Raw genomic sequence first — 13,779 nt, forward strand, 5'->3', positions numbered from 1 at the left:
CTTACAACCACAGGTTCAGCAAGCGCGCACCGCGGGCGTTGCCGTCGGCGAACTGCTGACCGTTGCTGCTGAGAAAACTTTGGCCGGCGCTGCCCTGATCCCAGAATTGCCCGCGCAAAAACACGCTGATGCCGGCGATGGCCTGACTGCCGGGTGCTTGCGTGGTCAGGGTCAGGCGATGCCAGGCCTGAGCTTCGCTTAGCTCCCCGCTCTTTAGCGTGACCGTGTCCGGCACCGAAGAACTCTGGAAGCCGCGCCACGGTTGGTCCCAAGTACCGCGGCCGACTACAAATGCCGGGACCGCTACGAGCTGTGCGCCCTGGTTGTCGAGCTTGCGGTAGTTGTTCGGGTACCAGCTGTCGCTGCCGATCAGTACGCCCAGACGTCCGGCCGGGGTATCGACGACGTTTAGCGTGAGCTCGCCATTGGCCTTGAACGCAATCTTTTTTTCAAACATCGGGTACATCTGGCGTTGCGGCTGACCGATCGGCAAACCGTCCTGGCCGAACACCACGCTGCTGTTGTACAGCGCGCCGCTGCCGATTTTCAGCGTACCGTCGATGACGCTTGGGTCGGGCAAGACGATGGAACCGGCCACCAGGGTAACGTGGAACTCTTTGGCCAGCCCACCGAACAAGGCCTGATAATCCTTGGCCATGCCTTTGGCTTTCATGCGCAGGTGAGCGTCGTCCAGACGGCTTTCGCCTTTGGCGCTGATGATCGCGCGCAGGAACTTCACGGGGTTGCTCACGGCCAGCCAGTTCATGGCTTCCTTGAACGTGGTGGCCTGGTACAGCTCATCTTTCTCGCCTGCGACCATCAGCCAGGTGCCCACATGTTCCGGCAGTACGACGACGGTTTTTTCGCTCAACAGGCCTTGGTCCCGGGCTTTCTGCAAGTAAGCCGCGAGTTTGCGGTGCAAGCGCTCGGGGCTTTGATAGTCGGTAGGAAACAGTTCGGGCTGGATGCCCAGCAGATTGCCGCGATCAGCTGGTTTGCCCTGATCGACAGCGAGGTTGATCCGCAGATCCGAGAGGTAATGGCCCACGGGGCGATCCGCGGCCCACATTGCGTAGGTCGACAGGGCGGCGATCAGCGCCATGGAGAAAATCAGGTATAGAAGTTTGCGCATGAGAAAACAGTCAACGGCCGTCAGCAAGCATGAATTTTCATTCAGGTTCGGATCGGAGGTTACGGCAAATCAAAGGTCGGGGCGACTGTCCAGGTAATGCCTGCAAAAAACGCAGGTTGGTCATCGACCGGAAGAATGTTCAAAGGTGCGTTGAAGAGCAGCAGGTTCCCGGTTTTTTTTGCTCTGTGCGATAAGGCACATGACAAGATTTGTCAGTGTTTTAGTCAGTCTGGATTCGGTGGATTCAAGGGCGTACCACTGAGATTGCCCAAATAAAATTACGATCACCGCATGTGTTGTCGGGCAGGTATCGCCTCCCGAGTTTGTTTTTTCGCCCCGCTCATGAGCGATGATTTTGCTCAAAAGCGACGAGTAACTGTTCTTCAGCTGAACAATTTGTTGCTTCTGTTCTTCATCAAGATTTGCAAACTCACGGGTGATCAGCGCCAGTTTGTGTCTTTCATTAAAATTAAAGGCGACGAAGGTTTTAATAAATATCGGTAGATGCTCGCGGGCACTTCGAGCGCTTTTCAGCCGACGCATCGTATCCAGCATCAGGTTCGATAAGGCGGACTCAATCAGCTCGAACAACAGGGACTGCTTGTTTTCGATGTGATGGTAAAGCGAACCGGCCTGCAACCCCAGGCAACTCGCCAGATCTCGCAAACCGACTGCCTGGAAGCCGCGCGTGGCAAAGAGTTCGGCCGCAGCATCAAGGAGTCGTTCGCGAGCGCTGTGCACTCGATTGGCTGATGCGATGTTTAGCATGTAGAGAGGTCCACGTGCCGATAGCCCGTTCGGGAAGCATGGTTCGCGGTGAGCACCAGCAGCAACACCGCGCAAACTACCGGCAAATTCACCAGCAGCAGCGCATAGCGCAGCGACTCTTGGCCAAACATCGGTAGCAACATATCGCTGAACAAACCGGTGATCAGTGGCCCGACGCCAACGCCGAGCAGCGTGCTGACGATGGTTTGCAGCGCCATGGCAGTACCGCGGCGGCTTGGCGGCACCAGTTGCGTGACGAGGTTGTAAGACGGCGCAACCCACCACACCGCAAAGAAAGAATAGAGCGCGCACCAGAGCATGGCGGTTGGAATTGGCACGTCGCCGATACGCACCAGCAAGGCGTCGGACCAAAGCAAATAAGGGATCAGCGCGGAGATGGCCGCCATGTGGCCCATCACGGGAATGGAAACTTGCCAGTGTGGGTTGCGGCGACACAGCCGGTCACTTAGCCAGCCACTCAACAACCCACCAATTCCGGCTGAGGTGCCGCAGATCACCCCCGCCAGCAGCCCGGCGTGTTGCAGTGACAAGCCGTGGGAGCGCACCAGGAAACTGGTGTTCCACATGCCAATGGCATAGGAGCTGAGTGTGGCCAGACCGCCGGCAAGGATCAGACAACGGTACGCCGGTAACGCCCAGAGCTTGCGCGCTTCGGCGCCCATGCCGAGCAGCGCGGGCTGTGAGTGAGCGTGTGGCGTGAGGTCCCAGCGGCCGCGCTGCGGCTCGCGCACGACAAAGGCGAGAACGGTGCCAAACACCAGGGCCGGCACACCAAGGGCAATAAACGCACTGCGCCAGCCATAGTGCTCGACCACCCAGGCTCCGATGCTCAAGCCGATGATCGAGGAAAACGTCGGTGCCGCGGTAAAGCAGCTGATGGCGAATGAGCGTCGCTGAGGCGGATACAGGTCTGCAATCAGCGACAGTGAGGCCGAAGTCGTCGGCGATTCGCTGACCGCAACCAGCATCCGCGCAAACGCCAGCGCAAGGAAGCTGCCGGCAAGCCCGCACGCCATTGTCGCCACGGCCCAGACAAGGCAAGACATTGCCAGCAGGCGAATCCGCGGCATGCGATCCACCAGCCGCCCCGCAGGAAGGCCCATGAGTGCATAGACCGCCGCGAACGCCAGGCCCGAGATCAATCCAATGGCGGTGTCACTGACCCCGAATTCGGATTTGATCGGCTCGACCATCACCGCGAGTATTTGTCGTCCGACAAAATTGTCGGCAAACACCATGGCCAGCAGAAACAGCAAGCCATGGCTGCGCCAGCCGACTCTGGTCGGTGAGAATATGCCTGCGGGGGCGGTCATCGCGGTGCCCACAGGTCAGGCAGGCCTGGGTCGCTCACGACGATCAGGCGCTTGAGCAAGACCTTCAAGGCTTGTGCGTCGGCGGTGCCGAGCTTGGTCGCGAGGTCTTCTTCCACAGCCTTGGCCAGCGCGAGTTGATGCACTGAAACCTCGCGACCCTGCGCCGTGAGGACAAACCTCAGCGCTTCTGCCGGGCCCTCGAACGCCACCAGGCGCTGGTGTTCGAGAAAACGCATGCTGGCCAGCGTGACGACGCGGCCGGTGTAGCTGACGAAAGTATTGATTTCCTCAAGGGTCAGATTGTCGCGAATGCACAAAATCGACAGGACAAAAAAAGTTTGTTCATCCAACTGCTGACTGTTCAGCAGTTGTCGCAACGCGTTGAGTGCCTGGTAATGTCCGCGCCCCAACAGGTAGCCGAGCAAGTCCTCGGTGTAACTGCACTCGGGTGGTGGAGGTGTGGTGGCCAGGCGTAATTCACTGCGTGGCTTGCGCGTTGCCAAAGCATACTGGCCACTCTGGAACGCCAGCGGCGCCCGATCGCTGTGATCGAAAGCGAGCACTTCACCGACAAAAATCACATGGTCACCACCTTCGTACTGGAACGCCGTGCGGCACTGGAAACGCGCCGTGCAGTCTTGCAGCAGCGGTGCCTCGCTGACCCCATTGTCCAGTTCGATCTCGGCGAATTTGTCCTCGCCCTGAGTGGCGAAACGACCCGACAGCGTCTCCTGTTCCGTGGACAGCACGTGCACGTTCCAGTGCTTGCCACTGCTGAATATCGGCAAACTGCGGGCTTGCTTGGACAGGCTCCAGAGCACCAGCGGCGGGTTAAGCGAAACCGAGTTGAAGCTGTTGGCGGTGATGCCCACGGGCGAGCCGTCTTCGGTCTGGGTGGTGATGATCGTGACCCCGGTGGTGAACGTGCCGAGCGCGGCACGAAATGCCTGGGGATCGAAGCTTATGTTTTGCATTGCCATGACTGGCCTCATGGAGTGGGGTTTTCGTATGGCCAGTATTGGGCGTTTGCAGGCACTGAACATCGTCAGAACGGACTAACACTAATGCAGGGCCTCGTCCGATTGGACGAGGCGGGACAGGTGTCTGCGAGGCTAGGGTGGCGCCAGGCGCATCGGGCGCTCAATGGCCATCGAGCCAACCTGCAAGGGGATAACAATGAGTTCAGCCACGTCTTCCGTCCAAGACCTTTCAAGCCTGCTGGCGCAACAGAAAAGCGCCTTTGCCCGCGCCGGCAGTGTCAGTGCCGACACCCGCCGTCAGCGACTCCAGCAGGTGATCGATCTGTTGGTTCACAACCATGCCGCATTGACCGCGGCGATCGATCAGGACTTTGGTGGACGGCCAACCGGTTTTTCCCTGATGAATGACGTGCTGGGCGCGCTGGCATCGCTCAAATATGCCCGTGATCATCTGCAGGGATGGATGGGGGACGAGCCGCGTCAGATGTTCTCTCCCTACGATCAGCTCGGCGCCAAGGCCTGGGTCATGTTCCAGCCCAAAGGCACGGTAGGCATCCTCGGTACGTGGAATGCACCGTTGTTCACCTTGTTCAGCCCGTTAGCCTCCGCCCTGGCGGCCGGCAACCGGGCCATTCTCAAACCTTCGGAAGTGGTGCCGCGCACGGCAGAGCTGGTGGCGCGCCTGTGCGCTGAACATCTCGACCCGCTGGTGGTGGCGGTGGTCAATGGCGGCCCCGAACTCGGCGAGGCTTTCAGCTGTCAGCCCTTCGACCACCTGGTGTTCACGGGTAGCACGGCGATTGGCCGACAGGTGATGGCCGGTGCCGCGCAAAACCTGGTGCCGGTGACACTGGAGTTGGGCGGCAAGTCGCCGGTGATCGTTTCGCGCAGCGCCGATCTGAACAAGGTCGCGTTCAGCCTCGCGGCCGGCAAGGCCTGCAATGGCGGGCAAATTTGCATCAATCCCGACCTGGTGTACGTGCCCAAGGCCTCGCTCGAACCGTTCCTCAATGCGTTGCGCAGTGCCTATCGCGATCTCAACCCCACCGTGGCCGGCAATCCGGATGTGGTGGCGGTGGTCAACCAGCGTCACCTGGAACGGGTCGAGCGCCTGGTCCAGGACGCCGAGTCGCGCGGTGCACGCATCGAGAGCCTGCCCGAACCTTTGGCCATTGATGTCCAGGACCGTCGTCGACCATTGCGAGTGGTGGTTGATCCGGCCTCTGACAGCCTGATCTTGCACGAGGAAATCTTCGGCCCGGCCATGGTCGTGATCGGTTATGACGACCTTGATCAGGTCATCGCCGAAATCAACGGGCGTCCACGTCCGCTGGCGCTGTACTACTTCGGCGAGGATGCGCAGGAACAACATCACGTGCTGGAACACACCCTGTCCGGCGGCGTCACCATCAACGACGTGATGATGCACGCAGCCCTGCACGATGCGCCATTCGGCGGCATCGGCGCCTCGGGCATGGGCCACTACCATGGCCGCGAAGGCTTTCTCGAATTCAGTCACATGCGCACGGTGTTCAAGGCTTCGGCCCATGACCCGCGTCGCGAATGGGGCCTGTTGCCGCCTTATGGCGAGCACTACCTGGCGGCCATGCTGGCCGGGGTCACTTCCGACTGATTTCAGCGTGGGGCGTCTGGCGCCCCATCCGTTGCATGAGACAGGCCATTGATTATGTTCAAGGCAATTACTATCGCTCAACGCCTATGGCTCTGGGCGCTGTTGGCTACGTTGCTGTTCGTCCTGGCGGTGGTGTTGGGTGCCTATGGTTTGCAGCAGGCGCGCGACAGCCTGCGGGCTATCAACGAGGACAATCTTGCGACGTTGTTGGTGTTCGGTGATATCGAACACCGGCTCGATGAAAGCCGGCGCCAGGTGCTGCTGGCGATCCAGCAAGACCCGGAAGGCCCGTTGGTAGCGGCGTTCGACCGCCCGGTGGAAGCCACGCTGAGCGCCATCGAAAGCAATGATCGGGTGCTGTCCGAGGTGTGGGCGAGTTATCGCCAACGCATGTTGAGCGGTGACGAGCTGAAGGCGGCGGATGCGTTCGACAAGCACTATCAGGCGTGGCGGGACGAGCTGGGCATTTTCCTGGATTCCTTGCGCGCTGGCGACTTCCGCCTGCCGGGCATTCTGTCCTTCCTGCGCATGGCCGAGCCGGAAGGCAATGCCGCGGTGGCCGAGCTGAGCAAATTGCAGGCGTTGCAGAAGGCCGATGCCGCACAAGCCTACGACGCAGCGCAGCACCGGTATCGCTCGACGTTATTGGCTTATCTGGCGCTGGCGATGGTGGGCGGGTTGGCGGGTAGCCTCACGGCGTTCACAACCCTGCGGCGTCTCAAGCGGGCCTTTGCCCAGGCCGGTGCCAGCGTGCGGGCCATCGCCAGCGGTGATCTGTCGCAACCCATCGAGGTCAAGGGTGGCGATGAGTTCGCCCTGATGCTTCGCGATATCGCGCAGATGCGCGACAGCTTGCACGGGTTGATCTCGCAGATGCGCGAACTGGTGCAACGGGTCAGTCGCGAAGCCGCGCACATGGCGGAATCGGCAGAGCTGGCTTCCACGGCGACCGAGCAGCAGGCTGATGCGGTGCGCGGGATTTCCCGCGCGGTGGAGGATTTGTCGGGGTCGATCAATGAGGTGGAAAACCATGTCGGAGTGTCGCGCGACATCACCCAGCATTCGGCGGGACGCTCGGGCAAGAGCGAGGGCTTTATCCGCGATATGGCCCAGGAGATGAACCGGATCAGCGACGTGATCAGCGACACAGCGGTGCATATTCGCGAGCTCGAAGGGTTTTCCGCAGAGATCAGCCATGTGCTTAAGGTCATTCGCAGCATTGCCGAGCAAACCAATCTCCTGGCACTGAATGCCGCCATCGAAGCCGCGCGGGCCGGCGAGGCGGGGCGCGGGTTTGCCGTGGTCGCCGACGAGGTACGCCTGTTGGCTCAACGCACCGCGAGCTCGATTGGTGAAATCGACCTCACCGTGCAACGCATTCAAGAAGGCACTCTGGCCGTGGTCGACGGCATGGGTCGGGTGGTCAGCCGGGTGCGTGATGGCGTCAATCTGGCGCATGAGGCCGGTGATTCAGTGGCACAGATTCGCAGCGGCACCGATGATGTGATTCGCAGCGTGGACACCATTGCCACAGTGATCACCGAACAGGTGAGAGTGACTCGGGAAATGGTTACCCGGGTCGAGAGTGTCTCCAGCGGCACTGGTGCGCTATCGGCCAACGCCGGGCGCAGCGCAGTGGCTGCCTCGGACCTGGAACAACTGGCGCGGGCACTGGACCAATTGTCGGCGCGCTTTAAAGTCGCTTGAACAACGCGACCGCTTTCCTGTGTAGGCGCGAGGCTTGCCCGCGAAGAACGATAACCCGGTCCGAGAGATACACCGCATCGCCTGGTTCGCCGGCAGGCCTGGCTCCTACAGGGTTGTGCAGATTTTCAAATAACTATTAATCAGGGCGTGATCATTACAATGGAAAAACACGAACATGCACCACTAGATTCCACCGCCGGCTGGCCGCGTCGCAGTGTGCTCAAGGCCGGTGCCGTGGCTGTCGGCGTCGGCCTGTTGGGGCGTTTTGCCGATGCTCGCGCAGCGGGTCTCTCAGCCAGCGACTATCAGGCCATGGATGCCTGGGCGATGAGCCAGGCGATCCGCAGCGGCGAACTGAGTGCCGAGGACCTGCTGGCGGCGACGCTGGCCCGCTACAACGAGGTCAACCCCAGGGTCAATGCAGTGAACATGCTGCATGAAGCCTACGCCCGTACCTTGCTGGCCCAGCGCCGCGCGGCCGGCACTCAGAACCAGGGTGCCCTGGCCGGCGTGCCGCTGTTGATCAAGGACCTCAACACCTCGCTGCAAGGCACCATCACCAGCAACGGTTGCCGGTTTTTCAAGGAGGGTCCGTCCGCCACGTTCACCAGCACCCTGATCAGTCGCTACCAGCAGGCCGGTGCGGTGCCGTTCGGCAAGACCACGTGCCCCGAGTTCGGTTTGACCACTACCACCGAATCCCTGGCGTGGGGCCAGACCCATAATCCATGGAACTTGGCGATGAGCGCGGGCGGCTCCTCCGGTGGTGCGGCTGCGGCCGTGGCGGCAGGGATTGTGCCCGTGGCCCATGCCACCGATGGCGGCGGTTCGATCCGCATTCCGGCTTCGTACTGCGGCGTGATCGGGCTCAAGCCCAGCCGCTATCGCACCCCCAGCGGACCGCTGCATTTCGAAGGCTGGTTTGGCGCCAGCGTGGCCAACGTGGTCTCGCGCACGGTACGCGATACCGCGTTGTTCCTCGATGCCGGGCAAGGCCATGAAACGGGCAGTGCCTATTGGCTCCCACCGCTGGTGCGACCGTATGTGGACGAGATACAGCGCGAGCCGGGCAAGCTGCGCGTCGCCGTGGTGCGCCAATCGCTGACCGGCGCGCCTCTGGAGCCGGCGATCGCCGCGACCCTTGAGCAGACCATCAAGCAACTGCTGGCGCTGGGACACGAAATCGATGAGTTGGCACTGAACGTCGACCCGCGCCAGTTGTTCGGCGCCCACGGCATGGTCATCGGCACCGCGCTGCGAACCTTGATCCACGACCGTGAACAAGTGCTCGGACGGGCCGCCACGGCGCAGGACCTGGAGAAAATCACCCTGGTCAACCTGGAGCGTTCGAAGGGCACTAGTGGCGAGGACCTGTACCGCGCCCGCCAATCGTTCGAGAGCATCGGCGCGACCATGGAGCAGCACTTCGAACGCTACGACGTGATCCTGTCGCCGGTCACCGGCAGCCTGACGCCGAAGCTCGGCCTGTTGTCCCTGGACCAGCCGTGGGACAGCTACGCCCACAATGCCATGGGCAGCGCGGGCTTCACCGTGGTGGCCAACGTCAGCGGCCAACCGGCCATCTCGTTACCCTTGGGCCAGAGCGATGACGGCCTGCCGGTGGGCATGATGTTCACCGCTCGCCTGGGGGGAGAAGACGTGCTGCTACGCCTGGCCAGCCAATTGGAACAGGCCCACCCGTGGGCCGCGAGACGCGCGACTTTGTAATCCACTTCCCCTGTAGGAGCCAGGCTTGCCGGCGAAGAACGACGTCGCGGTCTGGCAGATACACCGGGTCGTCCGGTTCGCGGGCAAGCCTCGCTCCTACGGGAGCGAAGGCCGTTACCGGCCCCTAGTCCACTTTGACGATGAGCCCATCCCCACGCAGCCCTGATCATGGGCTGCACTCCGCCAGCGCACCCTGCGTGGTCGGCGGTTTCTTTCTGACCTCAGCTAATGGCATAACAACAATGACGGCTCAAGTTCAGTCTCAGACCCACTACGACGTCATCGTCGTCGGTTCGGGCGCAGGTGCGATGACCTCGGCGGTGTTCCTCGCCGACCAGGGTTTCAGCGTGCTGGTGGTGGAGAAAAGCGATCAGTACGGCGGCACCTCGGCGATCTCCGGGGGCGGTATCTGGATTCCCAACAATCACTATTTCGCTCGCATGAGCGGCAACGACAGCTACGCCACGGCCCTGACCTACCTGCAAGCGGCGGCGGGCAAGCATGTCGATGAAACGCGCCTGCGTGCCTACCTGGATAACGCGCCGAAGATGATTGAAAAGCTCACCCGTACCAGCCGGGTGCGCTACGCCGTGGCGGCCAAATACCCTGATTACTATCCGCATCTGCCGGGTGCTTTGGCCGGTGGACGGACCCTGGACCCGGAGATGTTCGATACCAGTCTCTTGGGTGATGAACTGGCAAACCTGCGCAAGCCGTCGCCGTCGACGTTGTTAATGGGGCGCATCTCCTGGACCGCGCGGGACGCGCACAAAGCCATGGCCCGTAGCTTCGGCTGGCGCCTGCTGATCATGAAATTGATGCTGCGCTACAAGCTGGATTTCAAATGGCGGCGCAAAAGCAAGATGGACCGTCGTGCTTCTCTGGGCAGTTCGCTGGTGGCGTCCCTGCGCCGCTCGTTGATGGATCGTAACGTTCCTCTGTGGCTCAACACTGATTTCTGCGGACTGGTCACCGACAACGGACGGGTCAACGGTGTCACCGTGCGGCGTGATGGCGCCGAGCTGCAACTGCGTGCGCGCCATGGCGTAATCCTGGCCTCGGGTGGCTTCGAACAAAACCAGACCCTGCGCGATCAATACCTGCCAAAACCGACTCGCAAGGCCTGGAGCGCAACACCACCCGGCAATAACACTGGCGCGGCACTCGAAGCCGGCATGGCTCAGGGCGCGGCCACCGCGTTGATGGATTGGGCCTGGTGGGCACCGACCATTGCCGTGCCGGGAGAAGACAAGCCCCGCGGGATATTCGCTGAACGGGCGTTCCCCGGCGCCATCGTGGTCAATGGCCTGGGCCAGCGCTTTGTCAACGAAGCGGCGCCGTACCTGGAGTTCGTCGACGCCATGCATCAGGACAATCAGAAAACCGGCGGTAAATCGGTGCCGGCCTGGGTGATTTTCGACGCTCATTTCCGCTTCAACTACGCCATGGGGCCGTTGATGCCGGGCCAGATCGTGCCCGACAGCCGCCTGCGCAAAGAGTGGCTCAACAACCTGTACTGGAAGGCCGACACCTTGGCGGGCCTGGCCACGCAGATTGGTGTCGACAGAGCCGGGCTTGAAGCCACCGTGGCCAAAGTCAACGGGTATGCCGGCTCCGGTGTAGACCTCGACTTTGCCCGTGGCGGCAATGTCTTTGACCGTTATTACGGCGACAGCAACGTCAAGCCCAACCCGTGCCTGGCGCCACTGCGCAAGGGGCCGTATTACGCCATGCGCCTGGACGCCGGGGACATCGGCACCAAGGGTGGTCTGCTGACCAATGAGCATGCACAAGTGGTGCGTGATGACGGCACGACCATCGCCGGCCTGTATGCCATCGGCAACTGCTCGGCGTCGGTGATGGGCACCAGTTATCCGGGCGCCGGCGGCACCCTGGGACCGGCGATGACCTTCGGTTATGTCGCCGCCAATCACCTCGCCAGCCAGCGCTAGGAGGGTCTATGTCCATGTCCGATAACATCCCCAGTACCGAAGTGCTGCCACCCTTGCGAGTGGTCGACAGCAACAGCATGGTCTGGGACGAACACTGTGATGTGCTGGTCGTCGGCTGGGGTGCGGCCGGGGCTTGCGCCGCGCTGGAGGCTCGCGCCCAGGGCGCTGATGTGATGATCGCCGACCGCTTTACCGGTGGCGGCGCCAGCGCCAAAAGCGGCGGTGTGGTGTATGCCGGTGGTGGTACTCGTCACCAGCAGGCAGCAGGCTTCAACGACAGTCCCGAAGCGATGTTCGATTACCTCAAGCACGAAACCCGTGGCGTGGTCAGCGACGACACCCTGCGACGCTTTTGTGCCGACAGCGTGAGCAACCTCGACTGGCTGGAAAGCCACGGCGCACCTTACGCACACCAGATGCCGCCGGGGGGCAAGACCTCGTACCCGCCCGATGGCTATTTTCTCTATTACTCGGGTAACGAACTGGTGCCAGACCACGGTGGCCCTTTGCCCCCGGCACCTAGGGGTCATCGCACTGTGGGCAAAGGGCAGTGCGGTACGGTGCTCTATTCCCACCTCAAGGCTGCGTGTCTGAAGGCTGGCGCCAGGCCGCTGTTGCAGTCGGCAGCGCGACGGCTGGTGGTCGATCCGCAGGGGCGAGTGCTGGGCGTCGAATTGTGGTGCCTGACCGAGGGCAGTAAAGCGGCCCAACTGCATGCGCGTCTGGCCGCCCGCGCCGAACGCTTGCAGAACTTCGCGGCCGGCTATTGCAAAAAACTTCGGCAGAAGGTTTGCCAGCTAGAACGGGATTTCGCCCGGCCACGGTTGGTGCGCGCCCGCGATGGGGTGATCCTGAGCACCGGCGGCTTCATCTTCAATCGCCAGTTGATCGAGCAGCATGCCCCTAAATTTCGTCGCAACTTCAAGGTCGGTGCCACCGGCTGCGATGGCAGCGGCTTGCGCCTGGGCGTCAGTGCCGGCGGTCAGGGCAGCGGGCTTGAGCGGGTTTCGGCCTGGCGTTTCATCAACCCGCCCTACAGTTGGCACAAGGGCATCGTGGTCAATCGCGAAGGCCAGCGTTTCTGCAATGAAGAGGTCTACGGTGCGACTCTGGGTCAACCGTTGATGGAAGAGCAGGGCGGCAAAGCGTGGCTGGTGCTGGATGCGCCATTGCGCAAGAAGGCCATTCGCGAGGCGCTGTTTGGCGGCTACTGGTGGTTCCAGAGTTTCCCGGCCCTGGCGCTGATGCTGTTCAAGGTTAGCAAGGGCAAGAGCCTGGGCGAGCTGGCCAGTGCGGCCTCCATGAACCCCGCCGTACTGCGTGCCTCGGTGCTGGCCGCCAACGCCGCTGCCCGTGGCGAGGCGCCAGAGCCGTTCGGCAAGTCCGAGGGTGGGCGACAGGTGCTTCAAGAGGGGCCGTATTACGCCTGCGACATTTCCGTGACCAACCCGGTGTTTCCGCTGGGCGCGCTGACGCTGGGCGGCTTGCGCGTGGATGAGTGCAGCGGTGCGGTGCTGGACGAACAGGGCGATGCCATCAGCGGTCTGTACGCAGCCGGGCGCACGGCGCTGGGGATTCCTTCGCACCTGTACATCAGTGGGCTGTCCCTGGCCGACTGCGTGTTTTCCGGCCGTCGTGCCGGTGCCGCCGTCGCCCGCTCGCACAGCCAGCAAACTCAAACGACCCACGCACACGAGATGACATGATGACCCTCAATCACCACAACAAAAATGGACGGGTTCACGGCAAGATCGCACTGGTCACTGGCGGGGCCAAGGGCATTGGTGCCGCCAGTGTTCGGCTACTGGCGGCCGAAGGCGCCCAGGTGCTGATCAGCGATCTGGACGTCGAAGCCGGCCAGGCCCTGGCCACCGAAATCGGGCCGACTGCGGCTTTCATCCGCCACGACGTCAGCAGTGAAGAAGCGTGGCGTGAGGTCATCGACCATGTGCGCGAGCACTATGGTCGTCTGGATATTCTGGTCAACAACGCCGGTATCCTGATCAGCGGCTCGATTGAAGAAACCAGTCTGGCGGACTGGCACAAGGTGATGCGAGTGAATGCCGATAGCGTGTTTTTGGGCTGTCGCGAAGGCATCGCATTGATGAAGGACAACGGTGGCTCGATCATCAACCTGTCGTCCGTCGCGGCACTGGCCGGGCGTGACGATTACCTTGCCTACAGCGCCTCCAAGGGCGCAGTGGCGGCCTTGTCGCGGTCGGTATCAGTGCTTTGTCGGCGGCGTAAATATCGCATTCGCTGCAACACCCTGCATCCCGATGGCGTACTCACTGACATGACCCGTGGCAGCTTCCCCCAAGGCGTCGACCCGAACCGCCTGACCATCGACAGCGACCCGATGAATCGCATGTGCCGACCTGAGGACGTGGCGGCCAGTGTGCTGTTTCTGGCGAGCGACGAAGCCCGGGCGATCAACGGTGTCGAGTTGCGCATCGATAGCGGGCAGATGGTGATGAGTATCTAAATTGGATTGGCGTACGGCTTTTGCTCTACATCTTCAGATTTCGATTCCAATGTAGAAGCT

At 61.8% G+C, this 13,779-nt stretch carries 10 protein-coding genes; 6 read left to right on the plus strand and 4 right to left on the minus strand.

Going from position 1 to position 13,779, the window contains the following annotated elements; genetic code table 11:
• Position 1: 1 nt before the first annotated feature.
• From KUF73_RS26090 to KUF73_RS26105, 4 genes are all read right to left on the minus strand, one after another.
• Positions 2–1,132 (minus strand): carbon-nitrogen hydrolase family protein, encoded by a 1,131-nt coding sequence (locus KUF73_RS26090; RefSeq protein ID WP_218440861.1) that lies wholly within the window; start codon positions 1,130–1,132, stop codon positions 2–4.
• 120 nt (positions 1,133–1,252) lie between these two features.
• Positions 1,253–1,900 carry a TetR/AcrR family transcriptional regulator gene (locus tag KUF73_RS26095; RefSeq protein ID WP_218440862.1) on the minus strand — a complete coding sequence of 216 codons (648 nt, stop codon included), beginning with the start codon at positions 1,898–1,900 and terminating at the stop codon, positions 1,253–1,255.
• On the minus strand, positions 1,894–3,234 hold the full coding sequence (locus tag KUF73_RS26100; protein ID WP_218440863.1) for an MFS transporter: 1,341 nt from the start codon (positions 3,232–3,234) through the stop codon (positions 1,894–1,896). Before KUF73_RS26100 ends, KUF73_RS26095 begins: the two co-directional genes overlap by 7 nt.
• Entirely contained in the window at positions 3,231–4,214 is a 984-nt protein-coding gene (locus KUF73_RS26105; protein ID WP_218440864.1) for a flavin reductase family protein, read from the minus strand. The genes KUF73_RS26100 and KUF73_RS26105 overlap by 4 nt, the downstream gene beginning before the upstream one ends.
• Positions 4,215–4,377: 163 nt before the next feature.
• Between KUF73_RS26105 and KUF73_RS26110 the strand changes: the two genes are divergently transcribed.
• From KUF73_RS26110 to KUF73_RS26135, 6 genes are all read left to right on the plus strand, one after another.
• Positions 4,378–5,847, plus strand: coding sequence for a coniferyl aldehyde dehydrogenase (locus KUF73_RS26110; protein ID WP_218440865.1), 1,470 nt, complete (start codon positions 4,378–4,380; stop codon positions 5,845–5,847).
• Between the two features lie 54 nt (positions 5,848–5,901).
• A complete protein-coding gene (locus KUF73_RS26115; RefSeq protein WP_218440866.1) occupies positions 5,902–7,554 on the plus strand; it encodes a methyl-accepting chemotaxis protein in 1,653 nt (550 codons plus the stop codon).
• 159 nt (positions 7,555–7,713) lie between these two features.
• Positions 7,714–9,282 carry an amidase gene (locus KUF73_RS26120; protein ID WP_218440867.1) on the plus strand — a complete coding sequence of 523 codons (1,569 nt, stop codon included), beginning with the start codon at positions 7,714–7,716 and terminating at the stop codon, positions 9,280–9,282.
• A 242-nt stretch (positions 9,283–9,524) separates the two neighbouring features.
• Positions 9,525–11,234, plus strand: coding sequence for an FAD-dependent oxidoreductase (locus KUF73_RS26125; RefSeq protein WP_218440868.1), 1,710 nt, complete (start codon positions 9,525–9,527; stop codon positions 11,232–11,234).
• An 8-nt stretch (positions 11,235–11,242) separates the two neighbouring features.
• Complete coding sequence (locus tag KUF73_RS26130) at positions 11,243–12,940, plus strand: FAD-binding protein (protein ID WP_218440869.1); 1,698 nt, start codon at positions 11,243–11,245, stop codon at positions 12,938–12,940.
• Entirely contained in the window at positions 12,937–13,719 is a 783-nt protein-coding gene (locus tag KUF73_RS26135; protein ID WP_218440870.1) for an SDR family oxidoreductase, read from the plus strand. Before KUF73_RS26130 ends, KUF73_RS26135 begins: the two co-directional genes overlap by 4 nt.
• Positions 13,720–13,779 lie beyond the last annotated feature (60 nt).

Origin of the sequence: Pseudomonas sp. PD9R (assembly GCF_019200975.1) — a bacterium.
Classification (GTDB): domain Bacteria; phylum Pseudomonadota; class Gammaproteobacteria; order Pseudomonadales; family Pseudomonadaceae; genus Aquipseudomonas.